The sequence below is a fragment of the Celerinatantimonas marina genome (genome assembly GCF_046054165.1).
Classification (GTDB): domain Bacteria; phylum Pseudomonadota; class Gammaproteobacteria; order Enterobacterales; family Celerinatantimonadaceae; genus Celerinatantimonas.
On the sequence record NZ_JBFNXK010000005.1, the window covers coordinates 134,002 to 151,261 of the forward strand.

General features: G+C 43.0%; 23 protein-coding genes and 2 tRNA genes. 4 read left to right on the forward strand and 21 right to left on the reverse strand.

The window, feature by feature from the left end; genetic code table 11:
• Nucleotides 1-66 precede the first annotated feature (66 nt).
• Nucleotides 67-2,013: an exoribonuclease II gene (locus tag ABUE20_RS07180; RefSeq protein ID WP_408619198.1), complete on the reverse strand. Its 1,947-nt coding sequence runs from the start codon at nt 2,011-2,013 to the stop codon at nt 67-69.
• A gap of 319 nt (nt 2,014-2,332) precedes the next feature.
• Here ABUE20_RS07180 and ABUE20_RS07185 point away from each other — a divergent pair, with 319 nt between their 5' ends.
• Both ABUE20_RS07185 and ABUE20_RS07190 read left to right on the forward strand, forming a co-directional pair.
• Nucleotides 2,333-3,775: an MFS transporter gene (locus ABUE20_RS07185; RefSeq protein ID WP_408619199.1), complete on the forward strand. Its 1,443-nt coding sequence runs from the start codon at nt 2,333-2,335 to the stop codon at nt 3,773-3,775.
• Nucleotides 3,776-3,786: 11 nt separating this feature from the next.
• Nucleotides 3,787-4,722, forward strand: a complete 936-nt coding sequence (locus ABUE20_RS07190; protein ID WP_408619200.1) for a family 43 glycosylhydrolase — start codon at nt 3,787-3,789, stop codon at nt 4,720-4,722.
• Between the two features lie 10 nt (nt 4,723-4,732).
• Here ABUE20_RS07190 and ABUE20_RS07195 read toward each other — a convergent pair whose 3' ends face one another.
• From ABUE20_RS07195 to ABUE20_RS07205, 3 genes are all read right to left on the reverse strand, one after another.
• Nucleotides 4,733-5,743, reverse strand: coding sequence for a LacI family DNA-binding transcriptional regulator (locus ABUE20_RS07195; protein ID WP_408619201.1), 1,011 nt, complete (start codon nt 5,741-5,743; stop codon nt 4,733-4,735).
• A gap of 193 nt (nt 5,744-5,936) precedes the next feature.
• A tRNA-Val gene (locus ABUE20_RS07200) sits at nt 5,937-6,013 on the reverse strand.
• Between the two features lie 10 nt (nt 6,014-6,023).
• Nucleotides 6,024-6,100, reverse strand: a tRNA-Val gene (locus tag ABUE20_RS07205).
• Nucleotides 6,101-6,480: 380 nt separating this feature from the next.
• Here ABUE20_RS07205 and putP point away from each other — a divergent pair.
• Nucleotides 6,481-7,965, forward strand: a complete 1,485-nt coding sequence (gene putP / locus ABUE20_RS07210; RefSeq protein WP_408619324.1) for a sodium/proline symporter PutP — start codon at nt 6,481-6,483, stop codon at nt 7,963-7,965.
• 134 nt (nt 7,966-8,099) lie between these two features.
• On the opposite strand, the gene ABUE20_RS07215 is transcribed toward putP, so the two are convergent.
• Nucleotides 8,100-9,026, reverse strand: coding sequence for a chemotaxis protein (locus ABUE20_RS07215; protein WP_408619202.1), 927 nt, complete (start codon nt 9,024-9,026; stop codon nt 8,100-8,102).
• Nucleotides 9,027-9,678: 652 nt separating this feature from the next.
• Between ABUE20_RS07215 and ABUE20_RS07220 the strand changes: the two genes are divergently transcribed.
• Nucleotides 9,679-10,194: a helix-turn-helix transcriptional regulator gene (locus ABUE20_RS07220; RefSeq protein ID WP_408619203.1), complete on the forward strand. Its 516-nt coding sequence runs from the start codon at nt 9,679-9,681 to the stop codon at nt 10,192-10,194.
• A 20-nt stretch (nt 10,195-10,214) separates the two neighbouring features.
• Here ABUE20_RS07220 and ABUE20_RS07225 read toward each other — a convergent pair whose 3' ends face one another.
• The 16 genes from ABUE20_RS07225 to ABUE20_RS07300 all read right to left on the reverse strand — a co-directional run bounded on the left by ABUE20_RS07225 (nt 10,215) and on the right by ABUE20_RS07300 (nt 17,259).
• Nucleotides 10,215-10,421 carry a hypothetical protein gene (locus ABUE20_RS07225; protein ID WP_408619204.1) on the reverse strand — a complete coding sequence of 69 codons (207 nt, stop codon included), beginning with the start codon at nt 10,419-10,421 and terminating at the stop codon, nt 10,215-10,217.
• 7 nt (nt 10,422-10,428) lie between these two features.
• Entirely contained in the window at nt 10,429-10,584 is a 156-nt protein-coding gene (locus ABUE20_RS07230; RefSeq protein ID WP_408619205.1) for a hypothetical protein, read from the reverse strand.
• Between the two features lie 3 nt (nt 10,585-10,587).
• Nucleotides 10,588-10,719 carry a hypothetical protein gene (locus ABUE20_RS07235; protein ID WP_408619206.1) on the reverse strand — a complete coding sequence of 44 codons (132 nt, stop codon included), beginning with the start codon at nt 10,717-10,719 and terminating at the stop codon, nt 10,588-10,590.
• Nucleotides 10,719-10,967, reverse strand: a complete 249-nt coding sequence (locus ABUE20_RS07240) for a hypothetical protein (RefSeq protein ID WP_408619207.1) — start codon at nt 10,965-10,967, stop codon at nt 10,719-10,721. The genes ABUE20_RS07235 and ABUE20_RS07240 overlap by 1 nt, the downstream gene beginning before the upstream one ends.
• Nucleotides 10,968-11,052: 85 nt before the next feature.
• Complete coding sequence (locus ABUE20_RS07245; protein WP_408619208.1) at nt 11,053-11,499, reverse strand: structural protein P5; 447 nt, start codon at nt 11,497-11,499, stop codon at nt 11,053-11,055.
• Nucleotides 11,499-12,038 (reverse strand): hypothetical protein, encoded by a 540-nt coding sequence (locus ABUE20_RS07250; RefSeq protein WP_408619209.1) that lies wholly within the window; start codon nt 12,036-12,038, stop codon nt 11,499-11,501. Before ABUE20_RS07250 ends, ABUE20_RS07245 begins: the two co-directional genes overlap by 1 nt.
• The gene (locus tag ABUE20_RS07255) at nt 12,035-12,679 is read right to left on the reverse strand and encodes a hypothetical protein (RefSeq protein ID WP_408619210.1); all 645 of its coding nucleotides are present in this window, start codon (nt 12,677-12,679) and stop codon (nt 12,035-12,037) included. Before ABUE20_RS07255 ends, ABUE20_RS07250 begins: the two co-directional genes overlap by 4 nt.
• Complete coding sequence (locus tag ABUE20_RS07260; RefSeq protein WP_408619211.1) at nt 12,679-13,137, reverse strand: hypothetical protein; 459 nt, start codon at nt 13,135-13,137, stop codon at nt 12,679-12,681. The genes ABUE20_RS07255 and ABUE20_RS07260 overlap by 1 nt, the downstream gene beginning before the upstream one ends.
• A gap of 1 nt (nt 13,138) precedes the next feature.
• Entirely contained in the window at nt 13,139-13,351 is a 213-nt protein-coding gene (locus ABUE20_RS07265; protein ID WP_408619212.1) for a hypothetical protein, read from the reverse strand.
• A complete protein-coding gene (locus tag ABUE20_RS07270; RefSeq protein WP_408619213.1) occupies nt 13,344-13,511 on the reverse strand; it encodes a hypothetical protein in 168 nt (55 codons plus the stop codon). The genes ABUE20_RS07265 and ABUE20_RS07270 overlap by 8 nt, the downstream gene beginning before the upstream one ends.
• Nucleotide 13,512: 1 nt before the next feature.
• A complete protein-coding gene (locus ABUE20_RS07275; RefSeq protein ID WP_408619214.1) occupies nt 13,513-13,824 on the reverse strand; it encodes a hypothetical protein in 312 nt (103 codons plus the stop codon).
• 9 nt (nt 13,825-13,833) lie between these two features.
• Nucleotides 13,834-14,667 (reverse strand): major capsid protein P2, encoded by an 834-nt coding sequence (locus tag ABUE20_RS07280; protein WP_408619215.1) that lies wholly within the window; start codon nt 14,665-14,667, stop codon nt 13,834-13,836.
• Nucleotides 14,668-14,884: 217 nt separating this feature from the next.
• Nucleotides 14,885-15,697 (reverse strand): DUF2971 domain-containing protein, encoded by an 813-nt coding sequence (locus ABUE20_RS07285; protein ID WP_408619216.1) that lies wholly within the window; start codon nt 15,695-15,697, stop codon nt 14,885-14,887.
• A 58-nt stretch (nt 15,698-15,755) separates the two neighbouring features.
• Nucleotides 15,756-16,481 (reverse strand): hypothetical protein, encoded by a 726-nt coding sequence (locus tag ABUE20_RS07290; protein ID WP_408619217.1) that lies wholly within the window; start codon nt 16,479-16,481, stop codon nt 15,756-15,758.
• Nucleotides 16,478-16,972 carry a hypothetical protein gene (locus tag ABUE20_RS07295; RefSeq protein ID WP_408619218.1) on the reverse strand — a complete coding sequence of 165 codons (495 nt, stop codon included), beginning with the start codon at nt 16,970-16,972 and terminating at the stop codon, nt 16,478-16,480. Before ABUE20_RS07295 ends, ABUE20_RS07290 begins: the two co-directional genes overlap by 4 nt.
• The gene (locus ABUE20_RS07300; protein WP_408619219.1) at nt 16,969-17,259 is read right to left on the reverse strand and encodes a hypothetical protein; all 291 of its coding nucleotides are present in this window, start codon (nt 17,257-17,259) and stop codon (nt 16,969-16,971) included. Before ABUE20_RS07300 ends, ABUE20_RS07295 begins: the two co-directional genes overlap by 4 nt.
• Nucleotide 17,260 lies beyond the last annotated feature (1 nt).

The window sequence follows — 17,260 nt, forward strand, 5'->3', positions numbered from 1 at the left end:
AATCTAATTTATATAGATAAAAGTAGCTCGCCTTTAGGCGAGCATGTTATAAAAATGAAACTCTAATTAACTAACTATATCAGCAATTAGGTTAGTTCCATTCGATTTTACTTCGGTTACTTTTATTGTAATATCATCGCCAAGTTGATATTTACATTCACCTTGAATCAATACTCTTCCGGTATCTGCATCACAATTTAATTGATCTTTTATCGCATGAATTTTAGTTCCAGGGATAAATGCAACCGCTCCTGTTTCTTGAATTCTAACTCGAATCCCTCCACGGCTAACATCAAATACTTGAGCATGCTGTGTTTCAATAGTGGATAGATGATCTCGATAATATTCAGCATACAGATAGTCGGCCATATTCCGCTCTGCAAATTTATGCAGTCGTCGGCATTCACCTAAATGTGTTGCCAACTCTTCAGTTAACGGATTTTCAGCCTCTTTATCTAAAATCACGGCTTTTAACAAACGATGATTTAACATGTCACCATATTTACGGATCGGAGAAGTCCAAGTTCCGTAGCATTGTTCCCCCAAGCCAAAATGAGGCTGGGCTGTTGCACTAAATTCACTATAACTATAAAACTTCCGAAGTCGTAAATCGAGATAGGTCAACTGTTCCTGATCTAACATCCGCCGTAATCGACAAAATCCATCAAATGATAGCAACTGCTCAGCATTCATATCGATACCTGCTTGCTGGACCATTTCCTCGACAAGTCCAATTTTAGTCGCATCAAATCCTGAATGGGTATTGAAAACGCCAAATCCGAAATGTTCTCTTAATAACGAAGAGGCCGCAATGTTAGCTACAATCATGGTTTCTTCAACCATTCGATTAGCAATTCTGCGAGGTTCGCAGTGAATATCAGCCACTGTACCATCTGGATTAATTGAAAAACGATAATCAGGGCGATCTACAAATATGATTGAATTTTCACTCCGCCATTCGGTTCGGGCATTGGTCATAGCTTGCAGTTCATTTAATTGCATAACTAATGCTTCAGTCGAAGGTTGCCAGGTAGCTGCAGAACTATTTTCTAAATAATCAGACACATCATTATAATTTAAACGATGTTTACTCTCGATCCATGCCGCAAAGAAACGTGTTGAATCCAATAGTTTTCCCTGAGGATCTATGGACAACCGGCAACAAATAACTGGTCGTTTCTGCTCCGGAAGCAAAGAACACAATTCATCAGCCAGCTGCCGGGGTAGCATTGGGACCGTGTGAGCAGGAAGATAAAGTGAAAAACCACGTTGTTTAGCAACGGATTCTAATTCATTATTCGTATCGATATAGGCACTTGGATCGGCAATAGCAATCCAGACGTTCCATCCATTAGCACTTGATTCGATACTGATAGCATCATCCATATCAAGTGTTGATTCAGAATCAATCGTAAAAAACTCCCGATCACTTAAATCAATTCGCTGCAAACCTTCTTCTAGCAATTCATATTGTTCTAAGTCGGATGGGGCATCCCAAGCTAAATGATGACGAGCCGTAGTTGCTTTCCAGCGAGAAAATTGGTCATCGGCTTTAGCAATAAACTGCTTTATTTCACAGAAAAAACCACGATCAGTAAGCGGATGTCGCAGCATATGAGCCACAACCCAATCATTTTTGCCTAAATTTTCAATGACACCTTTATTAACTCGAGCATTGATTGGGAAATTAATCATGGGATGATCAGCGATCACACTCGGTCGGCCATCCCGGGAAAACTGGACCTGGCCTATAAATTCATCAATTCCTGCTTCAATCAATGTTTCAGGCTCAAAACTCTGCTTTCCATCGTCGCCTTCTCGAATAATTCCTGAAACGCGATCACCATGCATGACTCGTTTCATTTGTGCAGGAGCAATGAAATAACTTTTATTGCCGTCACATTGCAAAAAACCAAATCCACGTTCAGTTGATTTCACATAACCTTCAGCAGTTGGCAAACTATCTTTGATCTGTTGCTTTAATTGTTGCAGTAATGGGTTGTCTTTAAACATCTGATGAATCCGTAAACCCTTTTCATAAAGACGCAACTATACACAATCCGAAGAGAGGCTGCCACTGATGGCCAAGCTCTTTGCCCAAATTCGTGTCCGAACCAAAATTTCTTGTCGCTACAATCTATATTTTGTTCAAGAGTTGTACGGTAAACCGGATGTGTGCCTTTTTCCATCTCAAAGATTACTAAGCCCATTCCTGTGATCTAACTCTGATTTAACAGACCACTATGTATATATAATTTTTATTACTAATATTATTAGCAAATAGTGAATTGTTATTTATCAATAAATCTATTGGATTTTGAGGGAGGGCCTCATGAAAAAATTTAAGCTATCCGTACTTGAAAAAGTAGGTTTTGGCAGTGGCGACATGGCTGTTAATGTCGTGATATCGTCAATGATGCTCATTATCACTTTCTTTTATACTGATATATTTGGTATCCGTTCTCAAGATTTAGCGTTGCTTTTCATCGTCGTTCGACTCATCGACGCCGTTACCGATCCGTTAATGGGGCTGTTAACCGATAAATTTAATACCCGTTGGGGACGTTATCGACCTTATTTTTTATTTTTAGCGGTCCCATTTGGCATCTCAGTATTTCTTACTTTTAGCACGCCTGATGTTGGTTATAACCTAAAACTTGCTTACGCATATGCCACTTATATTCTGGTTACGCTCATATTCACCGCAGTCACCATTCCTTACATTTCATTGATTGGGGTGCTGACTAATGACCCTCAGGAGCGGTTATCCGCGAATGGATACCGATTATTTTTTGCCAAAATAGCCGCGTTTCTCGTAACAATTATAGTGCCTCAACTATCGGCTTATTATGGAAACGGAAATATGCAGGTTGGGTATCAATTCTCGATGGGATTAATGGGGGCTATGGCCACACTTTTATTTCTGTTTTGTTTTTTCTCCACCAAAGAACGTGTTGAACACGATATCGAAACACGAAATATTTGGGTCCAAGTAAAAGCGCTTGCCAAAAATGATCAATGGTTGGTTTTGTGCTTTGCCTGTGTTACCGGTACTGTCGGCTATGTGATTCGAGGCTCTGTGGCCGCCTATTATGCCAAATATTATCTGGGTGGAGGTCCTGCCATGATCTCCAATTTCTTGGCCACCGGGGTAGTTGCAGCCATTTTAGCGATGGTTGCATCGACTTGGATCACCAAACGTTATTGTAAAGTTAAATTATTTCGCTATAGCCAGATATTAGTGGCTGTTTTAAGTGTTATCTTATTTTTCCTTGTTGGCCGAAATGACATTGCTTTAGCATTCACAATTTATTTTTTACTGTCATTTGTTGTCGATCTACACGCCCCGGTATTTTGGTCTGCTATTGCTGAAGCGGTTGACTACGGCGCGGTCAAAAATGGAGATAGGGCATCGGGCCTATCATTCGGCGGCATTTCATTTTGTCAAAAATTTGGAATGGGGATCGCAGGAGCTATTGTCGGCTGGCTATTAACTTATTTTAATTATGTTCCCAACCAAACTCAAACTTCGTTCACATTAACTGGGATTGCTTTAATGCTATCGATTATTCCAGGTTTCTTCCATCTACTCATGGGGTTAGCCATGTTCAAATATAAAATTACCGATACTTATTATAATAAAATGCTGGAAACCTATGCGTTATCAATGGATGGAGAAAGGGCTACTGCATCACCAGAAGTCAATCAAAATAAAAATCTCAATATATCTACTAAAAATAATTCAAAACAAAATCATCTATTTTCATCTAAATAAAAGGAATATTTATGTCGTATATTAATCCACTCATTTTACAACGAGCCGATCCCCATATGAGTAAAGGACCTGATGGCTATTACTACTTTACAGCTTCTGTTCCTGAATATAATCGAATTGAATTACGACGAGCCAAAACAATTCAAGCACTTTCTGAGTGTCAAACGGTAGATGTCTGGTATCCACCAGAACAAGGGAAATATAGTTCCCTAATTTGGGCTCCGGAACTTCACTATTTATTTGGACAATGGATTATTTATTTTGCTGCCGCCCCCAATCGGGAGATTATAAATGGTCTATTTCAGCACCGAATGTATGCTATCGGCTGTAGTGGCCACGATCCAATGAAAGATCCCTGGGAATTTTTAGGGCAGGTCGATTCTCAGCTCGATAGTTTTTGTCTTGATGCCACTCATTTCTATCATCATGAGAAGCATTACTATATATGGGCACAGAAGGATCCTCTCATCGAAGGAAACTCTAATTTATACATTGCATTGCTTAGCTCGCCGACACAATTGGCTTCTAAGCCAGTCATGCTAAGCTATCCTGAATATGATTGGGAAAAAAACGGCTTTTCAGTTAATGAAGGGCCCGCCATATTAATTCGAAATCATAAAGTGATTTTAACTTATTCAGCCAGTGCAACGGATGAAAACTATTGTCTGGGGATGTTGTGGGCTGACGAAAATGCTGATTTACTTATTCCCGGATCTTGGCATAAAACTAATCAGCCCATTTTTACAACTTGCAATGAACGCAAAATTTTTGGTCCCGGACACAATAGCTTTGTTGTCGATGAAAATGGGTGTGATTTACTTATTTATCACGCACGAAATTATACAGATATTCAAGGCGATCCTCTATGGGACCCGAATCGGCATACTCGAGTGCAGCAGATCCAGTATGATCAAGCTGGGCTTCTATCATTGGGACAAGCTTGTTAATAGCCCAGACCTAACGTATTGTGGAGTGACGAATCGTCACTTCTCCTTCAATTCGTTGGGTCAAGATTTCTACAGACGATGAACGTTTATCTAATAACCGGTTCACCGCAAGCCTAGCCATATCATCATAGGGTAGATCTATTGATGTTAAATCGGGCGTCAATTCACTGGCTAATAACTGATTATCATAGCCCGCGATAGCAACATCTTCAGGAATAGACAATCCGGCATTAGCGATGGCCTGATAACACCCAACAGCCATTAAATCACTGGCGCAGAAGATTGCATCCGGTGGAGCACTAAGGGCTAAAAAGCGCTGTGTTTGTAAATAACTCTGTTGGACCGACCAATTCCCATATCCAATTAATTCTTCCCGAGGAATATAATCAGCCTGTAATAACGCCTGCTTATATCCTTCCAGTCTTTGTTGTGAAGGTTCGGCCCAAGGTTCACCGCCAAGATATGCGATACGCTTATATCCCTGTGAAATTAAATGATTCGTGATATTAAATCCCCCCGCCAAATCCGCTGGCAATATAGCTGGAATTTTCGTCTCGGGATCTTTGCTGTAACAATTAAGCATAACAGTAGGAAGAGGAAAGGGAAGGTCAAAGCAATCAACCGCTTCTAACATATTACGCGCATAAATTAATGCACAATAATCGCCTGTACTTAGCTCATCGATCAATGATTGTTGAATATCAGATTGCTCTTCATAATCAAATACCACTAGGACATGATTATATTGCCAAGCCTGTTCTCTGGCTGCCACAACCGCATTTAAAAAAGGATCATGCATATTAATACTATTGACGACAAAAGCGATACGATGATGCAGTCGAGAATGTAACGTAGGCTTACGTGTTACATAACCAAGTTGCTGGGCAGCATTCAATACTCGTTGTCGAGTTTCTTCAGCAATACGAACACGATCAGAGTTATTTAAAATAATTGAAACTGTTGGTTGAGATACTCCAGCTAACACTGCAATATCTTTCATCGTGACTTTCTTTTTTCTCATATGATCGCCTGACGTAAAGCTCAGCAAAAACCTAACAATTATTAGTCATATTATAATAAAGATATAATCTGAGTATTATACGAGTCAAACAAGGGGATTCCCAGCTATTTAGACTATTGATTTAACTAGTAATATAAGAAATATAATGCGCGTTATTTCAGTGAGAATGAAGTAGAATATAATGTATACAAAATGGTACGACTGAGTGGACTCGAACCACCGACCCCCACCATGTCAAGGTGATGCTCTAACCAACTGAGCTACAGTCGTGCTGACTTATTGGTACGACCGAGTGGACTCGAACCACCGACCCCCACCATGTCAAGGTGATGCTCTAACCAACTGAGCTACGGTCGTACTGCTATGAAAGCGAGGCGTATCTTATCGGCAGCGTTTCAATGGTGCAAGCAATTTTTTGAACTCTTGCGATCAACTGCTTATTGTTTGTTCATTACGCTGTTTTAAACAGCAGTTGCTTTCATCCTTGATCCATTGCGAATTAAATTCATTTAACAACTAAGTATATCTCAATAAACTACAAAAAACTCACTATAAAAATAGTAGTTGAACTCCATTGAATATTTTAATACTAATAGAAAAACTGGTACAATTTTGTTTTCTATCAACTTCACTTTTTGTGTTTCACATTCATCAGGGCTATGCGTTACACGGATTGGATTAAAGGTAGGGGGCAGATTCCAATCATAAGAAGGAACTTCTAGGTGGATCGATCAACAATGGCAATCAGCATAACTTTCATAGTTTATTTAATCGCGATGCTGATTATTGGATATTATGCATATTTACGAACTAAAAACTCATCAGATTACTTTCTGGGAGGGCGATCGTTAGGTCCTTGGCCTGCTGCTTTGTCTGCCGGTGCATCTGATATGAGTGGGTGGCTTTTACTTGGATTACCCGGTTACGCCTATGCTTCGGGAGTTGAAGCAATTTGGCTTGCGGCCGGCTTACTGATTGGCACATATTTAAACTGGTTAATATGTGCTAAAAGACTACGAACCTACAGTATCGTAGCGAAAGACTCTCTAACAATTCCCGAATTTTTTGCCAACCGTTTTCAGGATCCGGGTAGATTATTACAATCAATTTCTGCATGTTTTATTTTATTATTCTTCCTTTTCTATACCAGCTCCGGTTTAGTTGCCGGTGGTAAATTATTCCACACAGTATTTGGATTAAACTATAAATGGGCCGTTGTAGCAGGGACCATTTGTATTGTTAGTTACACCTTATTTGGCGGATTTTTAGCCGTGTCTTGGACAGATTTAGTCCAAGGACTACTCATGGCAGCAGCACTCATCATCGTTCCAATGGTTGCGATTCAGCTGGATGGATATAACAGCCTAACCGGTGGACTCCGTTCAATTAATCCGGAACTATTAAATTTATTTACGGATGTCAAAGGCCAGCCTTTATCAGCAATCGCTATTATTTCACTCGTTGCCTGGGGAATGGGATACTTTGGTCAGCCCCACATTTTAGCTCGATTCAAAGCAACACGAAGCAATAAAGATATCGCAATTGCTCGTCGGATCGCCGTCACTTGGACAGGAATTTCAATGGCCGGCGCATTGCTGGTCGGACTAGCTGGAATACTATTCGTAATGTCTAGCCGGGGAGGGAAGTTAACCGATGGAGAAACCATCTTCATGGTACTGGTCAACGTTTTATTTCACCCTGTGGTTGCCGGAATTTTACTTGCAGCTGTCCTAGCAGCCATTATGAGTACAGCTGATTCTCAATTATTAGTTTCTTCTTCTGCATTAGCTGAAGATATCTATAAAAAATGGATTCGCCCTCAAGCAAGTTCTGATGAGATTGTGACCGTAGGGCGAATTGGGGTGATTGTGTTATCACTTACCGCAATGGCGTTAGCAATGGATCCTGAGAGTTCAGTGCTAGGACTAGTTTCTTATGCGTGGGCTGGCTTCGGTGCTGCATTTGGCCCCGTTATTTTACTTTCTTTATTCTGGCCACGAATGAATCACCGAGGCGCTTTAGCTGGGGTCGTCGTTGGCGGAATTACAGTCGTGATATGGAAGCAATTAACTGGCGGAATTTTCGATCTGTATGAAATTGTTCCCGGATTTATATTTGCAACGATTGCAGCCGTGGTTGTCTCATTAATCACACCAGCTCCAAGTGCTCAAGTCATGCAAGAATATCAGAAATATATCAAACAACTTGATAGTGATATTTAGAATTTAAACAAACCTTACATAAAATGAATAAAAAATGGCTACAGTTGTAGCCATTTTTTATTTCGTAAAATACCAGATTAAAATAAGACAACTCCAGAAGAAGCTCACACGATATTTTTCAAGAAAAAACTGATTCAAACACGTTTGCTCTCAACACCAGGTTCAACACTTCCGGATTCGACCTGAATAGCGCCTCGAAGCATACTATGGACTAACTCTGCCGCTTCAAATTTAGTAAGCGCTTCATTCGCACCTACTTGATGTGCTCGATCAACACTAATTTCACTGGATAAAGAAGTATGAAGAATAATATATGTATTCGCAATTTTGGGATTACTCCGAACCTCAAATGCTAACTCATAACCATCTAAGCCAGGCATCTCAATATCACTGACTAAGATATCAAATCGATCTTCAGTGTCTGCGGACTCAATCATGGCCTGTAATGCATGAGCACCATCAGTGAATACATCAAAAGGAACACTTACATAATCCAAAGCTTCACTTAACTGTTTACGGGCAACAGAAGAATCATCCACGACCAAAATACGATGATTTCGTAACGTCGCTCGCTCTTTTGCATCAATATTGGCATGAAGGTGATCTTCAGTCGTTGGAAAAATATGAGAAAGCAACATTTCTATATCTAAAAGCTGGATCATTTGTTCTTCAAAATGAGTAACCCCAAGAACATAAGCTCCTTTTCCTACAGTCGCTGGAGCAGGAGTGATTTCTCGCCAATTACACTCCATAATCCGATCAACTTTACGCACCATAAATCCGACAAGCTGACGCTGACAATCCGTGACAATGATAAAACAACGCTCAAATTCATCTGGCTGAATAGCCCTATAACCAACCGCAGCAGCCATATCTATGACCGGGATTGTCTTTCCCCGAATCGGTGTAGAACCTATCACAGTACGATGAGAATGGGGGATAGCAGTCAACGGTTGATACGGAACAATTTCTCTGACCTTGAGAGTTCCTAGTGCAAATGTTTGCCGCTCAGTTAATTTAAACAACAATAGACCCTGAGACTGTTGGCTGTTTTGCTTCATATATATTCCTTATCACCTCTGACACGCAAGAGAAATCAATAGACAATGCATATTACCTGAGCAACTCAGCTTAGATGCCAAAAACGGCCTAACTCATACCCATCATTATAGATAGTGTACGAAGCAAAGTTAAAACATTGATCAGAATAATAGTAGAGGATTCAATTTAGTATACGAATATAGTACTGGTATCCTTTTAGCTCTTCAAACAGAATATTCCACATCAAACATCATAGGATTTTATTTTAAAAAAACTCAATATCTTAGTCACATCTCGCCATCATGCTCGAAACAATTCTCTTAGTTTGGCTCATTTAATATCTTTAAAGGAAAAATCTCTTTTCTAGGTGGTTATTACTATTTGCAATATCATGATATAAATCCAATCGAATTGGATAAAATAGAAAGATATGGAAATAGTAATAACCTATTTTATGTTAAATTTTAGTTATGGTTAAATACGTTAGCCAGCAGGTAGAACAATGTATAGTATTTAACATAATATACATTATGCGAAATTACAATTTATAGTCTATATTTTTGAATCACTTAGGCTGAATCAGCTAAGAAAACCTCAAAATCAGGCCTCGCAAAAGTCAGTGATAATTTCACTTATTTTGTGATCTGAATCACATTTCATAGAGGTTAAGAAATGCCTAAACGGAGCAAAAAATATATTCCCGGAGCTAAACGTTATAACGTTTTTCGTGAAATGGTCAAAGCTAACTATGGTGGCCTTATGCAAGACGTCACCGAGCGGATGCTAAGAGATCTATTTGAAACGATGGATGAAGCCGCCCAGTATTTCGGTGTGAATCCGTCAACACTTCATCGCTGGCGAAAATCTGGACATTGGCCGACTATGCCGCTAAGACTCATGCTTATCATGCATCGGGGCTATTTACCAACGACTGGTGACTGGGCCGGTTGTAAAATCCGTAAGCTCAACGGAACAAATCCCAAACAGCCGCCCGTTGACTTGCTTTATATTCCGGGATTTCGTGAAGGTTTCAGGCCCGAAGATGTCCGCTGGTATATTATGCTTAAGGAACGATGGAACCGGCTTGAAGAAAAAGAAAAACACGAACAGAAAGCAGCACATGAAGCAGCAGAGAAACGAGAACATTTCACAGTAATTAAAGGCGGGAAACTCTGGAAACGGAAATAAATAAAGGCCCCTCGGGGCCTTTATTTGAACAGCTTGAATAATTTGCGTTTAGTGCTTTTAGCTTTGCGCTGAAATAGCGTTGATGCGCTGGGTTTCCGTTTTTTAGTTGATTTATGCGCTGCTTTCTTAGCTTCAATGATACGCCCATTTTTACCGTAACGATAACCGGGTTTCAATTTTCCTTTATTTTTGCCACTCTGATAAGTTGCATCTTTCTTAGTTACCATCGTTTGATTAATCCTTATTGATTAAATTATTGAGAACTTCCAACCGTAAGACCCGTTTGTCCATTTTGGTATTTAAGCGCCAGTTTGCTAAAAACAGTGCCATCATTAAAATATCTTGTGGTGTGAAGCCCATTGCAGTGAGTGCTTTTAATACCTCATCCATGTGCTATCCCTTAATCACTTTGGTTAGCAGAAGTACGGCAATGGCTCCGATAACCGCCAGAATAATCAACCGCTGGCCGACATCAATAATCAGCTTAAATGGTTTATCCGGGTCAAAGCCGATGGTCCCATTCATTATTTTTTAGCCCCTATTTTGGGGGTGTCAGCGCCCTGCTCTTTGGCTGCGGCCTTCCCTTCTTTGTTTTCATCACGGAAGGTGTCATAAAGGCCAATCGCCGCTGTGGCAACCGCCGGAATCGCAGATAATAGATGCCCGCCCGCAGCAACCAGCGCCGCGGGCGCACCTAATGCACTGGCTAAAGTCAATGCGATCCCACGCCATGTAGACCATTGATTCAAAAGTTCACTGGGTTTTAATTTCATGTCGGTATGTCCTATACAATGCCTAATACTTTTCCGAATACGAGTGTTATCACACCACTCAGTACCGAAAGGATTAATTGAAAAATCATGCTAATTTCACCCCCTGCCGGACCATAGCCAGCCCGTAATAGTCCGCGCCGTTCTCAAATTGCGCCATGGCCCAAAGGACACGCGGCAAATAGTCAATCGCCCGGTCTGCGGGGCTGATTTGTGCTTTATCCGCGACAAATTCGATATAGCGGCGCGTTGGGTTGTTGTCGTTCTGGGGGGCCCACGCAGTAATCACTTGTTGTAACGTCACAATCCCGCGCTGGTAGTACGCCCCTTTGATAATCCGGGCGGCAGCTCTAAAGCCGTAGAGCGGATTAATGAACACGCAATAATCATCATCGGTTTGCACCGGTGCGAGCCCGTCCCAGTCTTCACCGCGTCGGATATTCAGCGGGTTGTTGTTGCGCACCCCGCGCGGGAGCGTTTTATATAAAACAGCAGTTGTCATAATGAGTAGTCCTAAAAATACCAGTGCTTTCATTAGCTCATGACCGGCATGACGCTCATTTGTGCATCAATAATGGTTGGTGCAGTGGTCGCATCCGGGAACTTCAGCGTAATAACCCCTGACGCGCTGTAGTTGTCTAAATCACCGGCATAGGTATCTGAGCTCGCCTGCGATTGAATAGATGATTTCAGGGCGTCGATGGTTGTGGTTTGCACCGGATAAGGCGGTGTTAGCCCATTAAATCCGCCGTTCTTGATTTCATAGCCTATCTGGGTTGTAAACTCGATAGCACTGTCACTCATCTTGTCTAACCGGCTATTAAAAGAAGCCTGGCCTGTCAGCGGATACTGTTCTGTGGTTGAGCCGTACGGCGTATTGACGACTGAAAAGTCAGGCCCCCCATCTGAGTTAGGCGGTAATTGAAGCTGCTTATCCACGGTGACAGGTGCTGACTGGCCCGGCAAAATAATAGTGGGATTCGCAATCATCAGCGCATCCAGATAATCGGCCAGTGCTTCGATTTTGTTCCGGCTTGAGCCGGTCGGTAATGTTACAAATTGACGCTGGGTCATGCGTAAACGTCCTCAATGATATAAAGTATGTCGCCGTCAGTGCCGGTTACATCGATTTGTGCGGTGGTACTTAATGTGATCACTTCGCCCTTATCTAGCGGGTACTTGCCAATGGTCACAGCCCCGCTGTTACTGGCGGCAGCTTTGATGATCACTTTGCTCCGTTTAGCATTCGCGGCGAGGCTCCCAGCACTGCCAGCGATGGTGATTTCTTCACTGTTCATCGCGCTTGGCTGGGTCAATAGCCAGTCGCCGGATTGCTTCACAGATTGCACCGCTTTCCAGTTGTTAACGGTGACGCGGTAAGAATCTGGCCAGTTATCAATCTGAAGCGGTTTGGTTTGCTCAACCTTCATTTGTGCCGGCCAATTGCCGACAATCACCTGATGACCGCTATTGGATGGCACGAACGCCCCGAATCCGATTTCCAGCACTATCGGGTTCAGTTGATTGCTGGTATTTACCACCACTAACGAATGGATCGCATCGGTCTGCAATTGGTCATATTGCGCTAATGTCACCGGCAATTGCCCGTTAACCTGCACTTCAATCGCAGCACTGGCAGTATTCAGGTAAATGAATTGCCCCTGCGCATTAAATTCAGTGCGTTCATTCGGCTGTAAGGTTTTATAAATACGCATCAGCTCATCCTCCATGCCACAAAAATAATCACAACGGCAACCAGTACCCCGAAAAACAGCATCATTTCTTTGACGGTGGCTAACAAGTCGGAACCGCCACCGCTGCTCTGAGACTGTGCCAGCGATTTGAGTAAATTTAACTGCTGCGCGTTGGTGTTGGTCTGTCGGGCCTGAATGGTTTCAAGGGATTGCAAATTACTGTTGAATCCCCCCTGCACCGTATTCAGTGCCGACTGTCCGTAATTCATCACGTTGTCTGCCGATTCCTCGGCGCTGTCCATCGCCGCCTGTGCCAGTTTCATCGACTGGGCCACCGCATCATGGTCCGTCAGGGTCACCGTGTTGCTGGTTCCCCCGACCATCACCCCGTTATTGTCGCCATCAGAAGCGAGGTTATAGGTGGTAGTGTTCTGAGTGCTGTTACTAGAACTGTGGCTTGAGCCCCCAAATAATCCCATCTCAACCCCCTATCCGACGATAGAGCCAGTAGCCCAGTACCACAATCAGGGCTGCCGCAATTAACCACCACCCGGACAGGCCCCGGCTACCGAAGGTAATGCCTTCCGTCCGGGCCCCGCCGCCGTAAAGGGCGCCGGTGGTCGCCGGACCGGAAGCACCGCCCATCGTGCCGGAGTTGGTCAGTGATTTCAGACCTGAAAGAGGATTAGCCATGTAAAAACCTCAGATAGATGAAAACCCCGATCGCAGCCAGTACCAGCAACCATCCCAATACATGAGATAAAGACGTTGCGGCATCACTGGCAAACAGGCCCCCGAAAAGACCGGTTGCCCCGCCCGCTCCAAACATCAATAGAAGTGGAATAAGTGGCATATCAAAGTACCTTCACCAGAACAACGAGAATAACAATGACAAACAACGCAATCGCTCCCCACATCAAATACGTGGTGGTGGCGTTGCTGCTGATAATCGGGGTTCCGTTCGGCTGCTGAGCCGCCGTGTTGGTCGGATAACTGGCCGGATTCGCAGAATTGCCCGCATTCGGGTTATTCTTTAAACCGGCACTGGTCGCGTAAGCATTGGCGGCGGTATTGGCAATATTGGTAAATGAGTCTGCCACTTTGCCCCAGATGGATTCGCCGCTGTCATCTGCGGCCGCCTTGGTCGCTTTCTGAGTATTTGCCATAAGGCCCCCTTATGCCGGTAAATTCACAATTTCAACTAACTGTTGTAATACCGTGATCGGACCCGCCGTGGTTTTTGTCAGCTTGAAATCCAGTGAATTAGCGGCCGCTGTGGAAAGCTTGCCATCCGCCCCGAAACCGTATTCCAGAAAGTCCACCGGGAAGAATCCGTCCGGGGCTTCTAATCCCAGACGGGCTAAATCGAAGGCGTTATCGTCCCGGTCCAGTTGATATTCGATTTTGTTGTCACGAATGATTTCCAGACGGGTAATGTCGTCTTTTTCGCAGCTCAGCAGCATACGGCGAATGAACAAAAACTGGCTACGCTGTTTGTATTCGTGCGACAACTGGCCGCCGGTTGGATGGTCCCATGTATCGGTTTTTAACCGGGGTAAAAAGTAGCGCACCGGCTGAGCGTCGGTCAGTTTGGCACGTGAGGTGAGCGTCAACTGAGCCGGGTCACCGTCCTGTTTGCCATCAAATTCGACATACAGATAGACGATGTCTTGTGCGGTGGTCACCAGAGCACATTCAGTAATCCCGGTTTTTGTCCGCAATGAAAAGTCCGCAAACGGTAAAACCAACCGGTTTGGCTCGGTGTAGATTTTGCGCAGCTTATCCAGTGCGTAAATCTGTGCCGGGGTAATGTTAATGATTTCTTCCCCGTTCAGGGTTAATGAAATCCGGCGGATACGAGGAACGGCATTCGATTTGAGCTCAATTTCCTGATACACCGGGCCGCTGGTCAGTTGCAGGTTGGCTTTTGAGCCGTAACCCACCCCGTTAAACGGGTTAAGTTCGTGAGTTTTTGGGTCAAACAGCGGGGTATTGTTGGTCTGTGGCATGATGTCGCTCCTTAGTCTTCAATCAGTTTTTTAAGGGCGTCGATATGATTGACGGCGTAGAGGGTGCCGAAAGCCACAACAGCAGTGATGCCGACGATAACGGCTAACGATTTGTAATCCATGAAGGTTCCTTGTCGGTTTCAGGTATAAAAAAACGCTATGAAGGCGCTAACCTAGCAAAGCGTTTTTGGAAACTGTCAAGGAATTTAGAATAAAATTATCGCATCTTAGTTAAAGAAGGTTTGACATTCACATCTATATGATGTGATTTATAGATCATTTTTTTTATATTTAAAATATTCTCTCTATTTACTTTTGGTCCTATACAGATTTCATCTATTAGAATTTTTTCTTGCTTAAAGATAGGTAATGATACGTACTCAGTAATACCATAATATCCCATTTTATATGAAACATCTGAAATTTGGTTATTAAATTCAATGGGTGAAGTTGGGAATCTTGAAACGAAAATTCTATATTCAGACTCTCCTTTATATGCTTCTTGTTTAAAAAAAATTCTAGAATATAAATCAAATTCTGAAAATATAAAGGCCTTATTTTCAATTAAAGGCTCCATGTTATTAAGTCTATCTTTTATAATTTTTATTTGTTCCTTTCTATCATAAATGCACGGGCCATAATCAGAATAAAATAATTCAGGTGCATTTCCTTGATATCCTTTTTTATTTACTAACAATGACGTGAAATTATTACTTATACTTGAATTAAATTTAATAGATATTCCATATCCATTGTCACCATATTGTCTCCACTGAGAAACATCATCTTCTAATGAAGTTAAAGATAACAAGTATGCCCCATCATATTCTAAGCTATATAACCCTAAATCTTTTTTAAATTCTCTATACAAATCAATATGATTTTCTTTTACATATTCTTTTAATAAACGGCCACCATAAGAGTACTCTTCGGGATCATTCATCATTTCTGACTGACCAAGGTGTATCACCCCTGATTCTATTATCCCGAAAAGTGCCTTCAACGATGTATAATGATATAAATCAGTCACTGATATACTCTTATTAATCAATAATTAGGGATAACAATAATCCCTATATTTGGCAAAATCAATTATATGCGACTCCATCAAACCGCCCTGTTTGATTGAATTTCATCGGCTTTCCATTATTGGCACGTACAAAGCGCGGCGTCCCCGTGTCCCAGAGTTTACTTTTTGCCCCTTTAAAATCCACATGCCCCCGTACAACGATGCCCCGGCTTCCGGTCCACTGTAAAAACTGGAGCGGCTCACGGGGAATTTCACTCATATCAACACCTAATTTTTTAGCGATGTAATAAGCATCGTCATCAGTGCCATGCTGAGCGACATGTACAAAGCTGGCACTGTTCATGAGTGATTTATCCACCTCTTGCCCACGCTGCACCGTCCCAACAATCAAAGGACCAAACGCCATACTTTGATTAATCAGCCGGTTCCACGGTCCATCCGCTTTCCCTGCATTAGTCACGCTGGCCAGCTCTTCACAGATAATCATCGCTTCTTTTTGTCGGATCCAGTTAAACGCACAATCGCAAAAGAACAAAAAATCTCCCTTTGAAACTCCGGGATAGTTAATTTTCGCCGGACCGGTTGCAGCCTTAAGCATGCCGAATAACTCGCGGCGACTGTTAGCCTGCTCATAGCCGAGCTGGGTGTGATATTCGCCTTTTGGATCATAAACCAGTACCCGGCTCCATTTTTCGGAAATACGTTTCACCGGTACGGATTTCCCTGAGCGGGTAATTCCTAAAAATAATGCCATACTGCCATCTTTGCGAAGTATATTACTCATGCGGCTTTGTCCTCTGTCTGGTCATCGTTTGCCGCCGGTTTGGCCGTATTCACGGTCTGTGCTTTACGTGCTTCTTTGACAGCCATATACAAGCCCCACGTTGCGGTTGCGGCTCCAATTTCAACTTTGTATTTATCCAGCCATGCGAATATTTTGATTTTCGGGAAGTATTTCAACATCAAATCAGCATAGCTGCTGCCGAGATTATCAAAGACTTCCTGCGGTAACTTGAGTTTGCCGAATTTTTCGAATACGGCCTGCGAGCCATTGGCAATCACGCCCTGCGTTAATTGTTTACGCAGTTCCAGCGGCATACTGTTCATCGCATCGTCCATGCTCGGCTGTTCCGTGTCTGGTATTTGGGCATCGGCGGCCGGTTCTGCTTTTTTGGCAGGTTCGGGGGTCGGCTCAGGCTTCAATTTATACTCGGCTTCGATGCGATCCCAGTCTCGGTTCACCGTTTCTTCACTGGTGTCCACTTGGTTCATCATTTTGTTGGCTCCTGTTTTTTGGGATGTTTCCAGATGGACCAGAGTTCTTTGGCCCGTTCTTCCGTGGAACGCAGCGCCGGAGGTGTCGGGTCTTGGGAACCGCCGTCGTTCGCGGCTCCCCCGGAAAATTTCCGGAGTAAATCGGTCATGTATTGTTGCCCGCGGATACTCTGGAATTTGTACACCCCGAGCGGTCCTGATATATACAGTTGCCCCCGGGCATCTTTGCGGATTTCTGCCGGTTCCCCGGTGATGGGATCCGGCACTTGTGCAATGACTGCGGCCATG

Excerpts from the sequence above, each read along its gene's own strand:
- ABUE20_RS07180 (WP_408619198.1), bottom strand. The coding sequence starts at position 2,013 with ATGTTTAAAGACAACCCATTACTGCAACAATTAAAGCAACAGATCAAA.
- ABUE20_RS07185 (WP_408619199.1), top strand. The coding sequence starts at position 2,333 with ATGAAAAAATTTAAGCTATCCGTACTTGAAAAAGTAGGTTTTGGCAGT.
- ABUE20_RS07190 (WP_408619200.1), top strand. The coding sequence starts at position 3,787 with ATGTCGTATATTAATCCACTCATTTTACAACGAGCCGATCCCCATATG.
- ABUE20_RS07195 (WP_408619201.1), bottom strand. The coding sequence starts at position 5,743 with ATGAGAAAAAAGAAAGTCACGATGAAAGATATTGCAGTGTTAGCTGGA.
- putP (WP_408619324.1), top strand. The coding sequence starts at position 6,481 with ATGGCAATCAGCATAACTTTCATAGTTTATTTAATCGCGATGCTGATT.
- ABUE20_RS07215 (WP_408619202.1), bottom strand. The coding sequence starts at position 9,026 with ATGAAGCAAAACAGCCAACAGTCTCAGGGTCTATTGTTGTTTAAATTA.
- ABUE20_RS07220 (WP_408619203.1), top strand. The coding sequence starts at position 9,679 with ATGCCTAAACGGAGCAAAAAATATATTCCCGGAGCTAAACGTTATAAC.
- ABUE20_RS07225 (WP_408619204.1), bottom strand. The coding sequence starts at position 10,421 with ATGGTAACTAAGAAAGATGCAACTTATCAGAGTGGCAAAAATAAAGGA.
- ABUE20_RS07230 (WP_408619205.1), bottom strand. The coding sequence starts at position 10,584 with ATGGATGAGGTATTAAAAGCACTCACTGCAATGGGCTTCACACCACAA.
- ABUE20_RS07235 (WP_408619206.1), bottom strand. The coding sequence starts at position 10,719 with ATGAATGGGACCATCGGCTTTGACCCGGATAAACCATTTAAGCTGATT.
- ABUE20_RS07240 (WP_408619207.1), bottom strand. The coding sequence starts at position 10,967 with ATGAAATTAAAACCCAGTGAACTTTTGAATCAATGGTCTACATGGCGT.
- ABUE20_RS07245 (WP_408619208.1), bottom strand. The coding sequence starts at position 11,499 with ATGAAAGCACTGGTATTTTTAGGACTACTCATTATGACAACTGCTGTT.
- ABUE20_RS07250 (WP_408619209.1), bottom strand. The coding sequence starts at position 12,038 with ATGACCCAGCGTCAATTTGTAACATTACCGACCGGCTCAAGCCGGAAC.
- ABUE20_RS07255 (WP_408619210.1), bottom strand. The coding sequence starts at position 12,679 with ATGCGTATTTATAAAACCTTACAGCCGAATGAACGCACTGAATTTAAT.
- ABUE20_RS07260 (WP_408619211.1), bottom strand. The coding sequence starts at position 13,137 with ATGGGATTATTTGGGGGCTCAAGCCACAGTTCTAGTAACAGCACTCAG.
- ABUE20_RS07265 (WP_408619212.1), bottom strand. The coding sequence starts at position 13,351 with ATGGCTAATCCTCTTTCAGGTCTGAAATCACTGACCAACTCCGGCACG.
- ABUE20_RS07270 (WP_408619213.1), bottom strand. The coding sequence starts at position 13,511 with ATGCCACTTATTCCACTTCTATTGATGTTTGGAGCGGGCGGGGCAACC.
- ABUE20_RS07275 (WP_408619214.1), bottom strand. The coding sequence starts at position 13,824 with ATGGCAAATACTCAGAAAGCGACCAAGGCGGCCGCAGATGACAGCGGC.
- ABUE20_RS07280 (WP_408619215.1), bottom strand. The coding sequence starts at position 14,667 with ATGCCACAGACCAACAATACCCCGCTGTTTGACCCAAAAACTCACGAA.
- ABUE20_RS07290 (WP_408619217.1), bottom strand. The coding sequence starts at position 16,481 with ATGAGTAATATACTTCGCAAAGATGGCAGTATGGCATTATTTTTAGGA.
- ABUE20_RS07295 (WP_408619218.1), bottom strand. The coding sequence starts at position 16,972 with ATGATGAACCAAGTGGACACCAGTGAAGAAACGGTGAACCGAGACTGG.
- ABUE20_RS07300 (WP_408619219.1), bottom strand. The coding sequence starts at position 17,259 with ATGGCCGCAGTCATTGCACAAGTGCCGGATCCCATCACCGGGGAACCG.